At 42.2% G+C, this 19,293-nt stretch carries 19 protein-coding genes; 12 read left to right on the top strand and 7 right to left on the bottom strand.

Features of this window, described 5'->3' with window-relative positions:
• Positions 1-7 precede the first annotated feature (7 nt).
• Together JKG61_RS17030 and JKG61_RS17025 are read right to left on the bottom strand one after the other, a co-directional pair.
• On the bottom strand, positions 8-2,026 hold the full coding sequence (locus JKG61_RS17030) for a BCCT family transporter (RefSeq protein ID WP_202104154.1): 2,019 nt from the start codon (positions 2,024-2,026) through the stop codon (positions 8-10).
• Between the two features lie 207 nt (positions 2,027-2,233).
• On the bottom strand, positions 2,234-2,893 hold the full coding sequence (locus JKG61_RS17025) for a hypothetical protein (RefSeq protein WP_202104153.1): 660 nt from the start codon (positions 2,891-2,893) through the stop codon (positions 2,234-2,236).
• A gap of 223 nt (positions 2,894-3,116) precedes the next feature.
• Here JKG61_RS17025 and rfbB point away from each other — a divergent pair, with 223 nt between their 5' ends.
• The 8 genes from rfbB (at position 3,117) to JKG61_RS16985 (ending at position 9,128) form a co-directional block, all read left to right on the top strand.
• Entirely contained in the window at positions 3,117-4,166 is a 1,050-nt protein-coding gene (gene rfbB, locus JKG61_RS17020) for a dTDP-glucose 4,6-dehydratase (RefSeq protein WP_202104152.1), read from the top strand.
• 29 nt (positions 4,167-4,195) lie between these two features.
• Positions 4,196-4,747, top strand: coding sequence for a dTDP-4-dehydrorhamnose 3,5-epimerase (gene rfbC, locus JKG61_RS17015; protein WP_202104151.1), 552 nt, complete (start codon positions 4,196-4,198; stop codon positions 4,745-4,747).
• A 42-nt stretch (positions 4,748-4,789) separates the two neighbouring features.
• Complete coding sequence (rfbD, locus tag JKG61_RS17010; RefSeq protein ID WP_202104150.1) at positions 4,790-5,638, top strand: dTDP-4-dehydrorhamnose reductase; 849 nt, start codon at positions 4,790-4,792, stop codon at positions 5,636-5,638.
• Positions 5,639-5,707: 69 nt separating this feature from the next.
• Complete coding sequence (gene rfbA, locus JKG61_RS17005) at positions 5,708-6,571, top strand: glucose-1-phosphate thymidylyltransferase RfbA (protein WP_202104149.1); 864 nt, start codon at positions 5,708-5,710, stop codon at positions 6,569-6,571.
• A 126-nt stretch (positions 6,572-6,697) separates the two neighbouring features.
• A complete protein-coding gene (locus JKG61_RS17000) occupies positions 6,698-7,057 on the top strand; it encodes a hypothetical protein (RefSeq protein ID WP_202104148.1) in 360 nt (119 codons plus the stop codon).
• A gap of 266 nt (positions 7,058-7,323) precedes the next feature.
• A complete protein-coding gene (locus JKG61_RS16995) occupies positions 7,324-7,797 on the top strand; it encodes a TlpA family protein disulfide reductase (protein WP_202104147.1) in 474 nt (157 codons plus the stop codon).
• A gap of 7 nt (positions 7,798-7,804) precedes the next feature.
• A complete protein-coding gene (locus tag JKG61_RS16990; RefSeq protein WP_202104146.1) occupies positions 7,805-8,320 on the top strand; it encodes a heavy-metal-associated domain-containing protein in 516 nt (171 codons plus the stop codon).
• Between the two features lies 1 nt (position 8,321).
• A complete protein-coding gene (locus JKG61_RS16985; RefSeq protein WP_202104145.1) occupies positions 8,322-9,128 on the top strand; it encodes a hypothetical protein in 807 nt (268 codons plus the stop codon).
• A 177-nt stretch (positions 9,129-9,305) separates the two neighbouring features.
• On the opposite strand, the gene JKG61_RS16980 is transcribed toward JKG61_RS16985, so the two are convergent.
• Positions 9,306-9,971: a YoaK family protein gene (locus JKG61_RS16980; protein WP_237249521.1), complete on the bottom strand. Its 666-nt coding sequence runs from the start codon at positions 9,969-9,971 to the stop codon at positions 9,306-9,308.
• Between the two features lie 228 nt (positions 9,972-10,199).
• Positions 10,200-10,967, bottom strand: coding sequence for a DeoR/GlpR family DNA-binding transcription regulator (locus tag JKG61_RS16975; protein WP_202104143.1), 768 nt, complete (start codon positions 10,965-10,967; stop codon positions 10,200-10,202).
• A 161-nt stretch (positions 10,968-11,128) separates the two neighbouring features.
• On the opposite strand from JKG61_RS16975, the gene JKG61_RS16970 reads away from it, so the two are divergent.
• Genes JKG61_RS16970 through JKG61_RS16955 form a run of 4 tightly spaced genes read left to right on the top strand, consistent with a single transcriptional unit; the run spans position 11,129 to position 15,616 of the window.
• Positions 11,129-12,133 carry an NAD(P)-dependent oxidoreductase gene (locus JKG61_RS16970; RefSeq protein ID WP_202104142.1) on the top strand — a complete coding sequence of 335 codons (1,005 nt, stop codon included), beginning with the start codon at positions 11,129-11,131 and terminating at the stop codon, positions 12,131-12,133.
• Between the two features lie 4 nt (positions 12,134-12,137).
• Positions 12,138-13,583 (top strand): FGGY-family carbohydrate kinase, encoded by a 1,446-nt coding sequence (locus tag JKG61_RS16965; RefSeq protein ID WP_202104141.1) that lies wholly within the window; start codon positions 12,138-12,140, stop codon positions 13,581-13,583.
• Positions 13,584-15,017: an FGGY-family carbohydrate kinase gene (locus tag JKG61_RS16960; RefSeq protein WP_202104140.1), complete on the top strand. Its 1,434-nt coding sequence runs from the start codon at positions 13,584-13,586 to the stop codon at positions 15,015-15,017. It begins immediately after the preceding gene.
• Between the two features lie 2 nt (positions 15,018-15,019).
• Positions 15,020-15,616 (top strand): histidine phosphatase family protein, encoded by a 597-nt coding sequence (locus JKG61_RS16955; RefSeq protein WP_202104139.1) that lies wholly within the window; start codon positions 15,020-15,022, stop codon positions 15,614-15,616.
• A gap of 93 nt (positions 15,617-15,709) precedes the next feature.
• Here JKG61_RS16955 and JKG61_RS16950 read toward each other — a convergent pair whose 3' ends face one another.
• The 3 genes from JKG61_RS16950 to JKG61_RS16940 form a co-directional block, all read right to left on the bottom strand.
• A complete protein-coding gene (locus JKG61_RS16950; RefSeq protein WP_202104138.1) occupies positions 15,710-16,426 on the bottom strand; it encodes a LuxR C-terminal-related transcriptional regulator in 717 nt (238 codons plus the stop codon).
• 172 nt (positions 16,427-16,598) lie between these two features.
• Positions 16,599-16,865: a hypothetical protein gene (locus JKG61_RS16945; protein WP_202104137.1), complete on the bottom strand. Its 267-nt coding sequence runs from the start codon at positions 16,863-16,865 to the stop codon at positions 16,599-16,601.
• Between the two features lie 99 nt (positions 16,866-16,964).
• Positions 16,965-19,292, bottom strand: coding sequence for a collagen-like domain-containing protein (locus tag JKG61_RS16940; protein WP_202104136.1), 2,328 nt, complete (start codon positions 19,290-19,292; stop codon positions 16,965-16,967).
• Position 19,293: the final 1 nt, after the last annotated feature.

Raw genomic sequence — 19,293 nt, 5'->3', positions numbered from 1 at the left:
CTGGCTATTACTTCATGCGGCGATTTGCATTAATGCTAATAAACATTTCGTTGCGTTGTTCGACGATGATTTCGATAAAGCGTTCGTAATGCTTGAGTACATCAGATATCAACTCGTTTTTGGTGAATAGCTGTACGTCATACCCTTCGCGGGCATCGCCAAAATAGGATTTCGGGAAATGGTTTTCCTCTTCGCGTATATCAGGTAGATTATCTTCCGTTAGGAGGTATTCGGATACTTCACGGCCCCGGTTCTCTACGCCATATATAAAGTTGTTGACCACATCATGATGGATTTCTATCTCAATTCTTTTGGGATCTTCGTAGGTATTAATCTGGGCTTCGATGCCGTTGGACTGAAATTCTGCTTGGAGCTCGTCGAAAGCAGTGCGTACCGTAGTCTGTATAAACCTGTCTACAGACTTGCTATCCTTAAAGGAAACAATCTGTTTCATGCGCTCTTTCCAAGATTCCCCAGACCAGGGTACAGTCGATGCGGAAAAATCCTTTTCATAGTAGCTTCTGTCTATAGCCAGCGCCTTGACGAGGCTAACGATAAATAAGAGTACAATAATGGAAAAGGGCAAGGCTGTAATCAGGGTCATACTCTGTAGAGCTTGTAATCCACCAGCGTTGAGTAATAAGAGAGCTAGTGTAGCTAGCAATACTCCCCAGAATACAATCTGCCATTTGGGCGATATCTTTGCGTTCTTAGTAGCTATACCATTCATTACGAATATGCCTGAATCAGCAGAAGTAACAAAGAATATTACGATGATCAGAATGGTGGCAAAGCTAAATATCGTGGACAGGGGCAGGTATTCGAAGAAACGGAACATGAGCGCATCGGGGTCTGTAGCCAGTTTACTCAATGCCCCATCGGCAATGTTAAGGTCGATCCACATAGCGCTGTTGCCAAAGACCGACATCCATATAAAATTGAACAGCGTCGGTAGGATGAGGACTGCTGCTATAAATTCGCGGATGGTACGTCCTTTTGATATCTTGGCGATGAATAGCCCAACGTAGGGCGACCAAGAGATCCACCAAGCCCAGTATAGGATGGTCCAGTTGTAGAACCAAGGTAGGGTATCTTCCTCATACACGTGAGTGCCAAAGGTGAGGTTGAAGAAATTGTTGAAGTAATTGCCCAGACCTTCCGTAAAGCTACCGATAAGATAGACCGTCGGTCCGAGGGCCAGTACAGCCAGAAGGAGTACGATGACACTGGCTACATTGACATTACTAAGTATACGTACGCCCTTGTCTACGCCAGATACTGCAGAGAATATGGATAAAGATACCAGTACAGCAACAATAACGATCTGATAGGTAAAGCTGCTCTCTGGAATAATATGAAGAGTTTCTAATCCTGAAGTAATCTGTACTACACCAAATCCGAGCGTGGTCGTGATTCCAAAGAAGGTGCTACATAAGGCGAATACATCGATGGCATTCCCCCATCGGCCGCTGATCTTTTCTTTCAAAAGAGGGTAGAATCCACTGCGCAAGGATAAGGGGAGCCGATAGCGGTGCGCAAAGTAGGCTAAAGAGAGCCCAACCATACCGTATATTGCCCACGCGTGTATGCCCCAATGGAAGAAAGTGTATAATTGTGCATTCTTGGCGCGATTGATCAATGTATTTCCTTCGAATACCGGATCTGAATAATGTTGCATGGGCTCGGCTACGCTAAAATACATTAGCCCTATTCCCATGCCTGCTGCAAACAGCATAGATACCCAAGAGAAAAATGAATATTGAGGTTTACTATCGTTACTACCCAGCTTGATATCACCATATTTGCTGAACATAAGATAAACGAGGAAGATAACGAAGATTGTTACAGCCCATACGTATACCCAATTTAGATTGACAAAGATGAAAGATTTAACTGTATTTAGTAGATTTTCGGTAAGTAAAGGAAAGGTAGCGGCTAGTAGACATACTCCTAATATAAACACTAAGCTGGGGAGTGTGACGCCTTTACTGAGGGTGGTTCTTATTTTTGGAAATTTGATCATCATGTATATTGAAACAAAAACAGAGAATGGGCTGGTTTTGTTTCATAAGGAGGCTTTTTTCTTTCGAAATAAAGGTGAAATAATTTCCGGCTCCTGGATTTTTCGAGTGTAGACGACCCCTGTGCGTTTTAAACTAAATGACGGGACAGCTGCATGATGAAAATGGAAATTATAAAATGCCGCACAGGCAGCAAAGGTAATAAAATATTTTTAGCCTTCTAACTCCTTCATTCTTTTGTCTTTTTTTGAGTCTTTAGTAGGCATATTGGTCGCCTCATCGATCAGTTTGTCAATAAGCTCGTTAAAATCTGATTGTGAAAATGGATGCAATTTATTAAAATGGGCATCTATACGGTGGCTGATGTCCTGTTGTACGCTCTTAAGATCACGTACAGAAGCTATGATGATTAATTTTTCGGAAGTATCTAAATCGCATAAAAAGCTATCCATATGATACTTCCCTGATCCACTGGTCAGTATAAGGATGTCTGCTTCTGATGCTCCAATTAACGCTTTGTCATTAATCACTCGTGATAACTTGGGGTTGCTATCTATATAAGATGCTAATTTTTCAATATCATAGGGATGAAGTTGCCAGCCAAAGCATTTGTAAATATCCTTTTTAGGGAATGAACGAAGAGGGCTAGGTTTTGCTTGTCTCTTATCCGAAGGGTTCATGTGACGATACCTGTGTTTGTCTTTATAATCATCAAACTCGGGGTAGTATTTGCCTGGGATTCTGTTTTCTTGATCCAATAGCACTCTTTTTTCTACAGATTCCACGTTAGGGGGCTGTTTTTTATATATTATGGACAAACCATTAGCTATCTTATTTAGCCAAGGAGTGAGTCTTTGGGATACGTTCTTCATATACGGTTTTTGTCTTAGTAGCCTTGTTTACAGCGGCTAATATGATGCTAATATAAGATAAATTTTATTGGTTTCAATAATTTTTGCACAAATAATACAAGTTAGTGTTGTAAAATAAAATTTAGGGTATACTATGTGTTTTTGATAGAACTTTCTAGGGTCCATTGTTTGTCGTGTGATTGCGATATCCCTTTTTTTGGTTAAATATTCTTAATTTCGTGGAATGAAGAGGACAGTAGTAATTACAGGGGGGGCTGGTTTTATAGGTTCGCATGTAGTACGGGTGTTTGTGAATAAATATCCGGATTATAATATCGTCAATTTAGACGCCCTTACCTATGCTGGTAATTTGGAGAATTTGAAAGATCTAGAGGGAAAGAGTAACTATACGTTTATCAAAGCCGATATTACCGATGCAGCACATATTTCAGCAATTTTTCAGCAGTATATGCCCGATGGTGTGATTCATCTGGCGGCAGAATCTCATGTCGATCGCTCTATAACAGATCCACTTGCCTTTGTAATGACCAATGTTATTGGTACCGTAAATCTGTTAAATGCAGCACGTGACATCTGGAAAGACGATTACGAAGGCAAGCGCTTTCATCATGTGTCTACTGATGAGGTTTATGGAACTCTTGGCGATACAGGCCTATTTACTGAAGATACAGCTTATGACCCGCACTCGCCTTATTCGGCATCTAAAGCCTCCTCAGATCATTTTGTAAGAGCGTACCATGATACCTATGGTCTACCTGTGGTTTTGACAAATTGTTCTAATAACTATGGACCGAATCATTTTCCTGAAAAATTGATTCCGCTCTGTATACATAATATTTTAAACGACAAACCTCTGCCTATTTATGGGGATGGCAAATTTACAAGGGATTGGCTTTTTGTCATTGATCATGCCAAAGCCATAGATATGGTGTTTCACCAGGGTAACAGCGGAGAATCCTATAACGTTGGAGGCTTTAACGAATGGCAAAATATTGACTTGGTCCGAGAGCTTTGTAGACAGATGGATCAGAAGTTAGGAAGGGAAGCAGGTACATCTGAAAGATTGATAACTTTTGTGAAAGATAGGCCGGGGCATGATTTGCGATATGCTATTGATGCAACCAAGATCAATCAAGAATTGGGGTATAAGCCGTCCGTCACCTTCGAAGAGGGGTTGTCTATTACAATAGATTGGTTTTTAAATAATCAAGTCTGGTTGGATAATGTCACCTCTGGGGAATATCAAAACTATTATAGCGAGCAGTATAAATAAAGGTTTGTAGGGTTAATAAATAACAAATAATGAAAGTTACAGAGACCAAACTGCAAGGCTGCTTTATTTTGGAGCCTATGAAATATGGAGATAGTCGTGGGTATTTCATGGAGAGTTTTAATGAAAAGACTTTTAATGAAGTAACACGTACTGAAGTTCACTTTGTACAGGATAACCAGTCATATTCTACTAGAGGAGTATTGCGCGGGCTGCATGCACAGCAAGGTGAGTATGCCCAAGCGAAGCTTGTACGTGTATTGCATGGAGAAGTATTGGATATCGCTGTAGATGTACGTGTAGGCTCAGCCACTTTTGGCCAATATATAGCGGTTACATTGTCGGATGAAAATAATTTGCAGTTGTTCGTGCCACGTGGTTTCCTGCATGGGTTTGTGGTGTTGAGTGAAACAGCCACATTTTTTTATAAATGCGACAATTTCTATAAAAAAGAATCCGAATGTGGGGTAAATCCGTTAGACAGCGATCTAGCAATTGATTGGCAGGTCCCTGTATATGATATGTTGCTTTCGGACAAAGACAAAGAGGCGCAATCCTTTGCAGAGTTTAAGGCAACGCTGTAGGAGATGAGTTATCGACATCTTTACTATATCAACAAATAAGCAATGAAAATTTTAGTAACAGGCTCTAACGGGCAGCTGGGCTCAGAATTAAGGGAGTACTTGGAGACAAACCCTAGATATGAAACTTATTTCTTAGACCGTAGGCAACTTCCTTTGGATCAAACTTTGATTATTCAGGATATTCTTGGAATGTACCAACCGGATTTGATTATACACACAGCGGCATACACAGCGGTAGACAAGGCAGAGTCTGAACCAAGACAGGCTGATTTGATCAATCACTTAGCTTCGGAAGAAATTGCGCAATACTGTAGATTGCATAACGTGAGATTGATTGCAATTTCGACTGATTATGTATTTGATGGAACTTCAGATACACCATTGACAGAAAAAGCAGCAGTAGGTCCTATAAATACTTATGGGCTGACGAAGTTGAAGGGGGAGCAGGCAATTTTAAGATGGGCTCCAGAATCTATTGTGATCCGTACCTCTTGGGTTTATTCGGCTTACGGTAATAATTTTGTGAAAACCATGCTTCGTTTAATGACTGAACGGACGGAGGTAGCTGTTATCAATGATCAGATTGGTTCGCCTACGTATGCAAAAGATCTGGCACGTGCTATCTTTGATGTGATCGAAGGAGACGATTGGGTAGGAGGAATATATAACTATTCTAATGAAGGAGAGATTTCTTGGTATGACTTCGCGTGTGCTATCAAAGAGATAAAAGGACTGGAGTGCAAGATAAAGCCCATTCCTACGATACAATACCCAACGCCTGCAAAACGACCAAAGTACGCTCTGCTAGATAAATCGAAGATAAAGCGTACATTTAAGGTAGAAGTACCTAACTGGAAAGTCAGTCTTGTAGAGATGTTGAATAAACAATAGTAATGAAAAGATGTCGATATTAGAGTTTTAAGTCTAAATACTAATATCTAAATACCAATATCTAGAATAATGAAAGGAATAATATTAGCTGGAGGCTCGGGGACACGTTTACATCCTTTGACACTCGCTGTTTCTAAACAGTTGATGCCGGTTTATGATAAACCTATGATATATTATCCTTTGTCCACTTTAATGTTGGCCGGTATCAATGAGATATTAATCATATCAACGCCTCAGGACTTACCTAATTTTGAGAAGTTATTGGGTGATGGTTCTCAGTTGGGATGTAGGTTTAGCTATAAGGAACAACCTAGTCCGGATGGTTTGGCGCAAGCGTTTATTTTGGGGGAAGAGTTTATAGGTCAGGATAAGGTCGCTTTGATATTGGGCGATAATATTTTTTATAGCTCTGGGTTGTCTAAACTGTTGCAGACATCTGCAGACCCAGAGGGGGGCGTTGTGTTTGCCTATCCGGTACATGATCCTGAGCGCTATGGCGTAGTGGAGTTTGATGAGGAAAACAAAGTGGTGTCTATTGAAGAGAAGCCCACTGATCCTAAATCGAATTATGCTGTGCCAGGTTTGTATTTTTATGATAATGATGTCGTAGAGATAGCAAAAGGCATCAAGCCGTCCAGTCGTGGAGAACTAGAGATCACAGATATAAACAAAGAGTATTTAAAAAGAGGTAAACTGAAGGTTGGGGTGTTTGATCGGGGTACAGCTTGGTTGGATACCGGTACCATTCAGTCACTCATGCAGGCCGGACAATTTGTGCAGGTTATTGAAGAGCGGCAGGGAATGAAGATAGGCGCTATCGAGGAGGTTGCTTATCGTATGGGGTATATTGACCGGGAGCAATTGATAAAGATTGCCGATCCTTTGAAAAAGTCTGGTTACGGTGAATATCTTACGAGGCTTGTGAAAAAATAAAGATTTCTGCATGTATTTGATCTTACATTAGACAAGAAATTGACAACTGACACCTCATGTATCAGTTAGATTACAATTTTTTTGATAGAAAAACGCTCGAAAAATCCTATTTTTACTCCTAGTACAATGGCACAGAAGCTTTACATACTGTTTTTCGTGATGATAGCCCTGTTTATGGGGCCTCAATCTATCATGGCACGGCCTGTCACAGCCACGGCCAAGGTATGTTGTAAAAAGATGTCATCCGATAAGTCCTGCTGTAAGGGCAAGAAAACCGACACTACCAAAAAGCATTTATGCAAAGGTGGCTGTAAGGCCTGTTCGTGTGCATCTCACACGGTCGATGTGAAGACCCCTTTGGTATCCAACATCAGCGATGAAGATATTACTATTGAATTTTTAGAAAAAAAGCAAAAGCATTTTTACGTAGAGAACTTTCACTCAAACGATGCTCGTGCGATCTGGCTTCCTCCCAAAATAAGCTAATATTTCTCTGTAGACAGCCCATAGTCTGTCTTGTCCAAATTGCCTTTAAGGCAACCTTTTTTCATTTTCAAGTTGTTTTCAGTACGGGATCCGCTCAGTTTATGCGTTGAATTCTTGTGTGAACGTATTCCATTCCGATAAGTCGGAGCGAGCTAATGGCAACTGAAAATCAAACCGATCCTCCAACGGGTGGATCATGTAATAAATGCGAAGCATTTATGAGTTCCATCAAGAAAACAATTAAATGCACGAATAATTATATACATATGAAACCGATAAATATACTGTGGGTAGTAATATTCTTGTTTGTTAGCAGCTCTTATGCGCAGGTCAAAATAGGCGACATATTACCTGATATCACATTGCAAGATAATAAAAACACCAGTGTATCCCTTCGTTCTTTCGAAGGGAAGACAGTTTTGGTGGATTTTTGGGCATCTTGGTGTTTGCCCTGCCGAAAGGCCAATAAAAATCTTGTGAAGATGTACAATAAATACAAAAAGCAAGACTTTGAAATCCTAGGGATTTCTATCGATACAGACCATTCCAAGTGGCTTAAAGCGATTCAACAGGATAAGCTGGAGTATCAGCAATTGATCGATCCAAAAGGATTTGATGCCCTGTCTGCTATCGCCTTTGGAGTCGATGCCTTGCCGGCAACTTATCTGTTTGATCGGTCGGGCAAGCTTGTAATGATCAATCCCACAGAAGCACAAATTATTTCACAAATAAAAAAATAATATAAACATGAAAACTATCACCATACAATCACTTATAGCAGCTTGTTTCCTATTGATGACAAGTGTTGGCGGATATGCACAGATTTCCAAAGTTGACATTATGGCTACAGGACTGACCTGTTCTATGTGTTCTAATGCTATTAATAAGCAATTGAAATCCCTGTCTCAGATATCCAATGTGGCGACAGATTTGAATACCAATACGTTTACAATTTCTTTTAATGATCACCAAATGGTAAATCCAAAAGTTTTAAAGGATGCGGTAGAAAAAGCAGGATTTTTTGTTGGCTCGATGATATTGACTTTAGATCCTAAAGAACTAGCTGTGGAGCATGATAAAACAAGCATAGGAGATGCTTCTTATGTTTTCATGGATCAAAAAAAGACCAAATCCACGCAGTACAGAGTTGTCGACAAAGGGTTTGTAACACAGAAAGAATACAAGAAGTTATCAAAAGCTTATGCAAAACATGAGAGTTATTCTTCGGACAACGATGAGGTATATCATATAGTAGCATTATAAGATGAAGTATATTGTAATATTCATTTGCTTATTGAGCGGCAGTTACGTAGCCGCCCAAGAGTTGTTTGTTGTTACCGAACCAGCGAGCAATGCGCCTGCTGGTTCGCTGAGTGTTCGTGTTGGACAATCTTTAATGAAAAATGATCTTGAAGACGACTATATGTATGCCCTTTCTCCAGAGATAACTTGGGGCATTAATAAGAACCTCATGGTTCGCGCTTCTAGCTATCTGGATAATTCTGTTGACCGGCTTGATTTGGCGGGCGCCAGTGCCTATGCTAAGTATCGCTTTTATTCGCTGGATGATCTACAAAGCCATTTCCGGATGGCTGCTTTTGGAAGATACAGTTGGAATAAGAATCCCATTCAACAGGATGCAATAGATCTTATGGGGAAAAACTCTGGTTTTGAAGTCGGTTTGGTTGCTACCCAGCTCATCAAGAAAGTTGCGCTTAGCACCAATTTGAGCTATGCTCGTGCATTGGACAATAAGGATAATCATTTTCCTGAGTTGCAGGGAGCACATGCTCTGAACTATACGTTCTCCGTTGGGCGGCTGATGTATCCCAAGCGTTATGTTAGTTATAAACAGACCAATATCAATGCTATGCTCGAATTGGTGGGGCAGACGATTACCAAAAACGGTCGTTCGTATATGGATATAGTCCCTGCGGTACAATTTATCATCAATAGCCAGGCAAGGATTGATCTTGCTTATCAAAAGCAGCTCTATGGCTCCGTTTATCGTCCCGTGAAAGATGGTGTATTTCTAAAGCTGGAGTATACATTTTTCAACGTAACGAGATAGCGTTGTTTTAAAGCAATCACGTCCTTTGGTTTAATCTTCAATTGAGAAGCCCAGGACTCGCTGCTGTATGAATAAAATAGAATAGTCTGCTCTCTTTTCCTGGGTAGACTATTCTTTTATCCATACGTCCATTAACTCCGAAAAGAGGCTTGGTTATGAATACTGATTTAAGTCAAACTATCGCTGTAGTAGGCGTCTCTTTATTTGGACATAACTTATTTTGAAGTAGTCATAGGACATTGCTATCACAAGACATACCACCGCAATAAGGAGTGTTTTAAACTGAAATTTTAATGCGAGGAATCCTCCTGCTATTGACCCGAAGAAAAAGAAGAGAATGATTATAAATTTTAAGTAGATATTTTGTTTAAGTTTTCGTGTGTTCTGATTGTTGCGTTTATGGAATATCAAGAGCGAAAGCTCTATCCCGAGATCGGTAAATAGACCTGTTAAATGTGTTGTCCGTACCACTGAGTTAGATATTCTGCTTACTAATGCATTTTGTATGCCCATAGCGAACAATAACACCGATGCTAGCAGATAGCCGGCAGTAGTTATGTCACCTATTAGAGCTACTAGGAGAAGGCATATGATTTCTACAGAAATGGGAAATACATAGCGGCTTACTACAGGTTTTCTTGAAAATAGCTCAATCAAAAAACTAGAAGAGAAGGCTCCCAATAAGAAGCTTGTAACGTAAAATACCAAAATAATAGCGTCGGCATATCTGCTAAGTACTATGTTTTCAGCAAAATATGCAAAGTGCCCTGTCACGTTAGTTGTGAGCACCTGGAGCTGCATCACCCCGCTCACATTCACTAAGCCGGCTACGAATGAAAGCATAGAGGCTAGTCTTAGGTTATGTGTAAAATTCCTTCTTTTCCCCTTGTGACGAAACATTTTGTTTGATTGCTGATCTTCAAGACAATCAAAGATACGAAATAAAAACCAGGCATTATTGAAGGGCAATCTGGCATAGTATCTTCTTAAGAAATCTTAAAGGGTTGCTTTCTTGAAATAGAACAATGCTATTTTCTTCCTCCCATTATTGCTTTGATGCTTGATTAGCAATCAATCCGCAATGATGATTTTTATGCCAGCATCTTCCAGCGCGCTGATATATTTGCGGGAGGTCTTATTGTCGGTGATGATATAATCGACATCTTCTATATTGCATACTTTCCCGAGTCCGCGACGTCCGAATTTGGTGTTATCGGCGAGTATGACTACTTTCTGAGAAGTGGACAGCATCTTTTGGTTTAGCGTAGTCTCGGTGATATTGCTGATGGTGATTCCAAAATCGAGGTCGATGCCATCTACACCTAGGAATAATATTCCACAGGATACATCATCCAGTATACGCATGGCGTATTGGCCAGCGACCGATGAAGAATTGGAGCGTATCAGACCGCCAAGCTGTAAGACCTCGATATTGGCTTTGTTGCATAGTTCGAGTGCCACTTTTAGAGCAGGTGTGATGACAGTCAGAAGTTCTGCGGATTCGAGATGACGGGCCAAGGCGTATGCGGTAGTGCCCGACCCGATGAGTATAGAGTCATTGTCTTTAATCATTTCTACAGCTTTTCTACCGATTTTATTCTTCTCTTCCGAGTTTATGCTTTCTTTTATCAAAATAGGTCTATCGCTGGCATAGGGGTTCGTACCGGACGCCCCGCCCTTAGTTCTGTACAACAGATTCTTTTCTTCCAGAAGCTTTAAATCTTTTCGGATAGTTACACTGGATACCTTCATTTCTTCACTAAGCTCTTGAATAGTGACTTTGCTATTTTCCTTTATTTTCTTCAGGATATATTCGTGCCTATCGGTGATATTTTTCATGCCTAACGGAGTAATATGTGCGAAAATAAGTAAATATTATGATATAGTTTATTTAGCGTTAAAATTGAAGTTTAAAATTGTTTATTTTTCTTTAAAAATATTTAATAATTTTATATATTTGAATTTAGTGACTAACTAAATAACAGATAGACCCCCTACATATGAAAGTATTGCTAACAGCTCCGTACGAAAATGCCAAGGCATTGCGCGAATTAGAAAGCTTGTTTGATGAAGTGATTTATCGATCATGGAAGCCCCATGGTCGCGCTTATAACCCAGATGAGCTAAATGCACTGTTGAAAGAGACCGGAGCGGATAGTTTGATCTCCGAGCATGATGAAATAACAGAAGATGTATTACGGGCCAATCCCAATCTTAAATTTGTAGGTATCTGTAGAGGTACACCTTCCAACATCAATATCGGGGTGGCTACAGAACTGGGGATTCCCGTGTTTAATACACCGGCTCGTAATGCGCAGGCCGTAGCAGAGATGTTTATTGCAAATGTTATTACCTTGTTACGTAATACCATTCCAGCGATCCATTGGTTGGAAGGGGAAAACTGGGGTGAGGGTGCCCATACCTCTTATTTAGAATTCAAGGGCAATGAGCTGGCGGGTAAGAAGGTCGGTATGGTAGGTTTCGGTGCCGTAGGTCAACATATAGCTCGCATGTTAATTAATTTTCCGGCCGACATTTATTATTTTGATCCCTATTATACAGACCCCAATACGGATTTTAAAAAAGTAGAACTTGATGAATTGTTTTCGACCTGTGATATCGTAGGTATTCATCTGCCAGTTACAGCCGAAACAACTGGTTTGATAGATAGAAAATATCTTTCAATGATGAAATCTGATGCGGTTTTTGTGAATACGGCTCGCGCTACCGTTGTCAATCGTACAGATCTATTGGAGATTATCGAGTCCGGACAGATTAGAGGTGCTGTATTAGATGTCTTTTACAATGAGCCTCCCGATGCTATTGACTATAAAATGATTTTGAATAAAAGAGTATTAGCTACACCACATATCGCGGGTGCTACCCACGAAGTAGAGGATCACCATGCTTTTATCATGAATAATAACCTGCGTGAGTTCTTCCATCATGGTAATAAGTATATTAAGCAGCTGGTTAATAAAGAAATAATTAAACTTTCAAAGTAATCAAATGGCAAAGAGTGTTTATCTGGTTGTAGACATCGGGACAGGCAATGCCCGGGTAGGCGTCGCAACTACAGGAGGGGATATCCTATCTGTAAAGCGTGAAAATGTGGGTTATAAGGTGGATTCCAACTACGACGAGTCTTTATATTTTGATCCTGAGGAATTGTGGGATCAGATTTCGAGGCTTGCGCGGGAGGCATTGTCCGAGTCTGGTGATGTCGTCGTTGAGGCGGTCACCGCTACTAGCCAGCGTGAAGGAATCGTCGTCCTCGATCGTGATGGGGGCTCCCTGCTAGGGATGCCCAATATTGACCATCGCGGACGAAAATGGGAAGGAAACTTAAAAGATAAGGATTTGGTGTATAGTCTTTCTGGTCGATACCCTACCTCTTTGTTTTCTGCTTTTAAATTGGTGGGTGTGAGAGAGGTTTATCCTGATCTTTTTGCCCGTATTTCCTGTGTGATGAGTATTTCTGACTGGATACAGTACCGTTTTTCTGGTATTGCGTCATATGAACATTCTCAAGCCTCGGAAACACTATTGTACGATGTCGAGGCCAAGGAGTGGTCCCCTCGTTTGTTGCAATTGTTTGATCTCCCGTCCGATATCCTGCCCCCGCTGAAAGATTCGGGTACGGTATTGGGCACTATCCGTGCCGACATCGCCAGTACGCTTGGTGTATCAGAAAAAGCTGCCGTTGTCGTTGGTGGAGGGGATACCCAGTTGGCGATACGGAGTATGGAGCCATCTCCAGATGATATGGTCATTGTGTCGGGTACGACGACACCGATTATTAAGATTGTTCGCCGTTATGAGAAGGATGAGCACCAACGGACCTGGACTAGCCGGCATATCGACCGATCGAACTTTATTCTAGAGGCTAATGCCGGAGTGACAGGGCTTAATTATCAGCGGCTTAAGGAGATATTTTATCCCAATGAAGGGTATGATGTGATTGAAAGAGAGCTAGAAGATGTTACCTACGCACAGTGTATAGCTTCCTTAGGATCCTTGATTGCTGATGAAGACGAGCCGCTGACCAAAGGAGGGTTTATCTTTAATGCTCCGGTATCACATCAATTGACGAGGGGTAGTTTCGTGTTCTCTGTCTTATGGGATATCGCCTGCTCTATCTACGAAAATTACAAATTTCTATGTGAAGTGTCTGCACATCATGAATCGTATATCTGGGCGTGCGGCGGAGGTGTGGAAAGTAAAAAGCTACGTCAGTTTTTAGCTAACCTTTTGGGAAAGAGCATTCGGGTGAGAGATACCTTTCGGCAAGCTTCGGTATTGGGGGGTGTATTTCTATGCAATGATGCCTTGGGCGTGCCGAATGTAACACCGGTACTGAAAGAGGAGACTTTTCCGGAAGAGCATGACAAGTTTGAAAACTTATATGTCGAATGGAAAAATGCGAGGAAGACATTCAAACAGGTAGTTTCATAAATGAAGAAGTGTTTTTTTGGAATAGATATAGGTACGCAGGGAGTGCGTGTTATTTTGGTCGATCAGGACGGCATAGTCATCGCGTCCAAGGCCAAAAGCTTTACGTTGGAGGAGAATTTTCGTGAAGAACAGTCTCCCGAGATATGGTGGGATGACTGTTATCAGCTGATCAGTGCAATCATGTCCGGTCTTTCTTCTGATTTTGACAGGACGTCTATTGTTGCCGCGGCAGTGACTTCGACATCGGGTACAGTAATCCCTTTAGGTATGGATAATGTACCAATCCATGATGCTATAATGTACAGCGATCCACGTTCGATAGAGCAGGGTAAGCGCATGAATGAATTGGCTTCCCAGTACGTACCCCATGGCTATACTGGGTTCAATGCCTCCTCTGGAATCAGTAAAATGCTATGGTATATGGATACATTTCCCGATCGTGTTGATGATATTTCGTTATGGGCGCATGCATCCGATTATATCGTGGGTAAGTTGTCCGGCAATTATCGTCACACCGATTTTACCAATGTGCTTAAATCTGGATATGACTTGGATAGCCTCAGGTGGCCTGATTATCTTTTTGAACAAACAGGACTGCGCCGCAAGTGGATGCAAGAGGTGGTACCATCAGGTTCTGTGGTGGGGCAGCTCCGGCAAGAACTTGCGGCAGGTTGGGGGATGCCGGCCATCGCTATCGTTGTAGGGATTACGGATGGTTGTGCGAGCCAAGTGGCTTCGGGAGCTGTCCGTCCAGGAGATTGGAACACGACAATCGGTACGACATTGGTCATCAAAGGTGTGACTCTTAGTCCGGTAGTAGATCCTCTTGGGAGACTCTATAACCACAGGCACCCTGAGGGATACTGGATGCCAGGCGGTGCTAGTAATACGGGGGCAGATTGGATATCTCTGGATTTTGGTACGGATCTAGAAGAACTTAGTTTGGCTGCCGATGCCCTGATACCTACAGGGTTGGTTGCTTGGCCTTTGAAGCAACAAGGAGAGCGGTATCCGATTATGGCTCCTCAAGCTAGGGCTATTATTCCAGAGACCGATTCCATTAGTCAGCGTTATGCCGCGAATCTGGAAGGCGTAGCTTTTATCGAACGTTTGGCTTATGAGATGATAACAGAGCTGTCGGGCGAACAATTGGATGTGGTATATACAGCTGGTGGCGGCAGCAATAGCGATGTATGGCTGAGGATAAGGTCCGCAGTACTTGGCGTACCTATCTATAAGTGTAAAGAAGCAAGCGGTGCTCTAGGGGCGGCGATAATGGCGGCTTCGCAGACTTGGTACGGATCATTGACGGAGGCGGCAAAGGCAATGACCAGTGTGGAGAAGAGAGTGATACCGGACAAGATATTGGTTGAAGCATATAATAAGCAGTACCAATTGTTTAAAGATAAGTTGAAGGCACTAAAATATATATAAATATGGTTACTATTTGTTTACTGAGACATGGAGAGACAGGCTACAATGCCGATGGAAATAAGTATTGTGGGCGTACAGATATCGATCTGACAGAGAGGGGTATAGCTCAGGCGTTTAGAATGAAGGATCTACTTGCCGATTTTGAATTTGACGCTGTTTTTTCATCGCCTCTGAAACGCGCAAAGAATACGGCAGCAATAGCCTCGGGTAAGGGTCAGGAAACGGTATTGGATAGCCGACTGATCGAGGTAGATTTTGGTGAATGGGAAGGAAAGCGACCTGAGGAATTTCAGAAGGAAGATCCCCAAAGCTGGGATAATTGGCTTTCTGCTCCAGACGAGTATCGGGCGGGCAATACGGGAGAAACCGCTAAAGAGGTAATTGCAAGGTTAGATTCTTTTTATAATGAACTGCTTGACCAATATGATGGCAGGACTGTACTCATTGTAGGACACAACGGGGTGAACCGTTTTTTTATGGCATCTCAATTGGGAATGCCACTCAAAAACTACAGAAAGATTGTACAGGAAAATTCGGCGTTGACACTATTCACGTTATCCAAGGAGCAAGGCATAAGTTTATTGAAGTTGAATGCCTGATTAATCCGTTTAATATCATACTGGCTTTTAGTATGGGAGATATCGAAAGACTTTAGTGAATGGAGCCCGTGCTAAATGCATTTATAGCATTTGTCAATCTGTCTCAGTAATATAAAATCCATTGAGCTTGGTCAATAGTTCTATAAAGTTTTTTGAATTTGTTTTTTTCAGAATATTTCTTCGGTGTGTATCAATGGTGTGTTTGCTCGAGTGAAGTTTTTTACCGATCTGCTTACTGTCTAAGCCGTCTTGAACAAGATCTACTATCTCCCGCTCTCTCTTTGTCAGGTTATAAAAATTGGTAGCATTTAACTTTTGATTTTTGTCCTTATCAAAGATGTAGTAGTCATTTTCATCTCTGTTACGAAAATCTTTTTCACGACGATGTGTAACAAATGTTTTTGTTAAATGCCCTTTTGAATCCACTTCAATGGCTTGACATTCCTGCCTAATAGCGACGTATTGGTTATTATTTGTTTTGATACGGTAGGTGTAGCTCATAATATAGCGGAAATGTTCGCTGAAAGATAAGGTATTGGTAAAACGTAGTCCTCTGCTTTCACAGGCTATAAAGTAATCTATATCATCAGGATGGATGATGTCCAGTAGCTTGTTAATGTCAAAAAGCTCTTTTGGATAGCCTGTTAAGATTTCAAAAGTATTATTCACATATTCAATTTTGTTTTCAAAGCAGTTAAAAATAAAATAATAGCTATCGATCTTGGAGATTTCTATGTCATTTGTTGCCTTCATGGCTTTCTGCCCATTAACAAGAGCACCCCAATTGGTGTCACGATTGGTCGTTTTCAATTTGTTTTTTATTATGGATAAATATTTGTAAAAATATGTGCTAATAAAAACAGTTAAGTCAGTTTAGCCTCTATTATGCAATACTCCCAATATAAGTAATTTTATGTTATTTTTTTTTTGATGCCATCTCTCCCTTTTATTCCTGTGCGCTCGCGCAACAGGATAAAAGCACTTATTGTCCTTGGTTGCCGGGTTTGGGCAATTCTTTGGGAGCTTCAGGTTTCTTTTCCTCCCTGGGTTGGTCTGAGGCCAACCGGACCGGACTTGGTTGGGGCATTACATCGGAGATCGATTTCGACTGTATGCCGATGTTGGCAACGGAAGAGGTTGCTAAAGGTGCAGCAGAAAATATCCATTTCCAGAGTTCTTCAGGACTCTTTATTCTGCTGCGTTCATCTTCTACAGCTATTGAAGCGGGGTTTGTATTTTTAGCAGTCAAAGCCCGCTTCGTCTTATTGTTAGTTTGACCAGATTGTGCAAACAGGCAACCTGTAAATAGCGTGAAAATTGAAATGAAAACTATTTTGTACATAAGATCTTACTTTACATTAACGAATACGTTTATTTTTTCTATGCCAGCTCCAGTGTAAGATTGTAATGCCTTACCAATGACCTGGCCTACTTTTACTTTGTTCGGGTCGGCTTTCATGGCTACGCCTGGCGTAGACGAAGTAACCAATAGATCCCCTCTTTGGATAGGACCGCCTTCGTTAGAGACTTTGGTCGGAATTACTCCCAGTACCCCCATAGGGACCTTGTCCGAGAGATCCGTATCCATATCTTCTTCGGTCAGCAATACCCCAGGTTTGGTCGCATATACACCTACTACTAATGTCGAGTAGGCATCGGATGATCTTTCTACCTTACGATCCTCATCTATAGAGATTACGAGCACATCACCTGGTTCGTAGGTATTTCGCTCACCGATCACATCGAATGCCTCGGCAATGTCTGCTCCAGAGTTTTGTGTGCCACCATTGAAGAACCCCCGGCCGTTCTTCGCGATCCGGGCGACATTGGCTCCGTCATTTTGAAATACAGCCAAATATCCAGATGTTCCGCTATGGTTTATCAGGAGTGCATTGCCGGTTCCGTTGGTTTTTACATCTACTGTAGGGGATGAATTATCCGAGTTAAAGTTTGTAAATCTACCTGCTTTTCCAGTCGCATAAGAAGGTACCCAAGCGTAGAGCGCATTACCACTTCCATCGATACTCGTCTCTACCCCATGGCCATTTTTTCTTGCATAGGCTTGTATAGCACTACCATTGCCATCAGAAACTGCCACCAATGCTGCGCCATTACCATCGGGATTGGAGGAGTGAAACAGTCCTGCATAGCCGCCTGTACCCGAAGAGGTGCCAAATACAGCAGCAGCGCCAAAATTAGCGTATAGCGTGTTTACCTCTGCCCGTACAGCTGCCGCCACACTATTGTTATTGTTCACGATAAAAGAAGCCGCGTTTCCTATTTTATTATTTTGAATGTTTCCACTGCCGTTTGTCTCTACTTCCAACGTATTCGCTTTATTGTTGGCATTATAATTCTCAAAGCGACCAGCACGTCCTGTACTGGAACTGTGACCTACCTCTCCATATACGGCTATGCTTTCCCCACTCGTATTCGCGGATATAAATCCCCGTACGCCATAGCCACCTCCATCGTTTCGTCCTACCACGGCTCCGGCTATATCACTGGTCGTAATTCCTACTATGGCCTCACCACCGCCATTGTTATTTCCTACGATACCTGCAGAGGTTTTTGCTGTTGTTACCCCATGGATAGCATAGCCAGACTTCGTATTCGCAAACACCCCTTTGCCGTTACCTGTTGTCGAGACATCTATAATAGTTCCATCCCCGCTGTTGTTAATAGCAAATAGCGGAGAGGCATTATTTTCATTAGCAGTATAGGGAAGCACTAGTCCCGATAAAGCACTTAGTGCGGATGGGGTCCACTGTGTCCCGTCAAATTTTAAAATATCGTTGGTCGCGGGAGCTGTCGCGCTGATTGCTTTTCCCCGTAGTGCAGCTACTTGTGGAGCAGGGTATTGACCTGCTAGATCGCCTCCTGCAGCAACATTATTTATCGAAGCATCTGAACCGGCCGGCCCCACATCACCGGTATCCCCTTTTAAGCCCTGTGGCCCTATAGGTCCGGCTGGTCCTTGTATACCGGCTGCCCCATCGGCGCCCGTATCTCCTTTGGGTCCTGTATCCCCTTTTAAGCCCTGTGGCCCTATAGGTCCGGCTGGTCCTTGTATACCGGTTGCGCCATCGACGCCCGTATCTCCTTTGGGCCCCGTATCTCCTTTTAAGCCTTGCGGCCCGATAGGTCCGGCTGGTCCTTGTATACCGGCTGCGCCATCGGCGCCCGTATCTCCTTTGGGTCCTGTATCCCCTTTTAAGCCTTGCGGCCCGATAGGTCCGGCTGGTCCTTGTATACCGGCTGCGCCATCTGCGCCCGTATCTCCTTTGGGCCCCGTATCACCCTTTACTCCTTTTAGCGAAGCAATAAAATCGGCAACGGATCCCGTATTTCCGACCTGTAGCCAACTATCATAGGCTGAAAGATTGGATACCCACTTCTGTCCATCGTTATAGTAAATACCCACCTGTACATCGGCAACGGCTTTGGTATTAAAAACCATAATACCGGCTTCATGAGAGGTGAGCGGATAGGGATCTTTCGTTTCTTTTAATTCGACACGGGCATGCAATAGGCCCCTTGTTTTACTGCTTAATTCTAAAATCGCACTTTTGCTAGGTAGCGAGCGGTCACCGCTACTATCCGAAATTTTTGACTGTGCCTTTACCCCTCCAGCAATCAGAAAGGTTAAAATGAATAGACTATATATACGTTGCATA

This window comes from Sphingobacterium faecale (genome assembly GCF_016746095.1).
Classification (GTDB): Bacteria; Bacteroidota; Bacteroidia; order Sphingobacteriales; family Sphingobacteriaceae; genus Sphingobacterium; species Sphingobacterium faecale.
This window is presented reverse-complemented; position numbering and strand designations above follow the sequence as displayed.

Coding starts and splice junctions, on each gene's coding strand:
- JKG61_RS17030 (WP_202104154.1), bottom strand. CDS start 2,026: ATGATGATCAAATTTCCAAAAATAAGAACCACCCTCAGTAAAGGCGTC.
- JKG61_RS17025 (WP_202104153.1), bottom strand. CDS start 2,893: ATGAAGAACGTATCCCAAAGACTCACTCCTTGGCTAAATAAGATAGCT.
- rfbB (WP_202104152.1), top strand. CDS start 3,117: ATGAAGAGGACAGTAGTAATTACAGGGGGGGCTGGTTTTATAGGTTCG.
- rfbC (WP_202104151.1), top strand. CDS start 4,196: ATGAAAGTTACAGAGACCAAACTGCAAGGCTGCTTTATTTTGGAGCCT.
- rfbD (WP_202104150.1), top strand. CDS start 4,790: ATGAAAATTTTAGTAACAGGCTCTAACGGGCAGCTGGGCTCAGAATTA.
- rfbA (WP_202104149.1), top strand. CDS start 5,708: ATGAAAGGAATAATATTAGCTGGAGGCTCGGGGACACGTTTACATCCT.
- JKG61_RS17000 (WP_202104148.1), top strand. CDS start 6,698: ATGGCACAGAAGCTTTACATACTGTTTTTCGTGATGATAGCCCTGTTT.
- JKG61_RS16995 (WP_202104147.1), top strand. CDS start 7,324: ATGAAACCGATAAATATACTGTGGGTAGTAATATTCTTGTTTGTTAGC.
- JKG61_RS16990 (WP_202104146.1), top strand. CDS start 7,805: ATGAAAACTATCACCATACAATCACTTATAGCAGCTTGTTTCCTATTG.
- JKG61_RS16985 (WP_202104145.1), top strand. CDS start 8,322: ATGAAGTATATTGTAATATTCATTTGCTTATTGAGCGGCAGTTACGTA.
- JKG61_RS16980 (WP_237249521.1), bottom strand. CDS start 9,971: ATGCTTTCATTCGTAGCCGGCTTAGTGAATGTGAGCGGGGTGATGCAG.
- JKG61_RS16975 (WP_202104143.1), bottom strand. CDS start 10,967: ATGAAAAATATCACCGATAGGCACGAATATATCCTGAAGAAAATAAAG.
- JKG61_RS16970 (WP_202104142.1), top strand. CDS start 11,129: ATGAAAGTATTGCTAACAGCTCCGTACGAAAATGCCAAGGCATTGCGC.
- JKG61_RS16965 (WP_202104141.1), top strand. CDS start 12,138: ATGGCAAAGAGTGTTTATCTGGTTGTAGACATCGGGACAGGCAATGCC.
- JKG61_RS16960 (WP_202104140.1), top strand. CDS start 13,584: ATGAAGAAGTGTTTTTTTGGAATAGATATAGGTACGCAGGGAGTGCGT.
- JKG61_RS16955 (WP_202104139.1), top strand. CDS start 15,020: ATGGTTACTATTTGTTTACTGAGACATGGAGAGACAGGCTACAATGCC.
- JKG61_RS16940 (WP_202104136.1), bottom strand. CDS start 19,292: ATGCAACGTATATATAGTCTATTCATTTTAACCTTTCTGATTGCTGGA.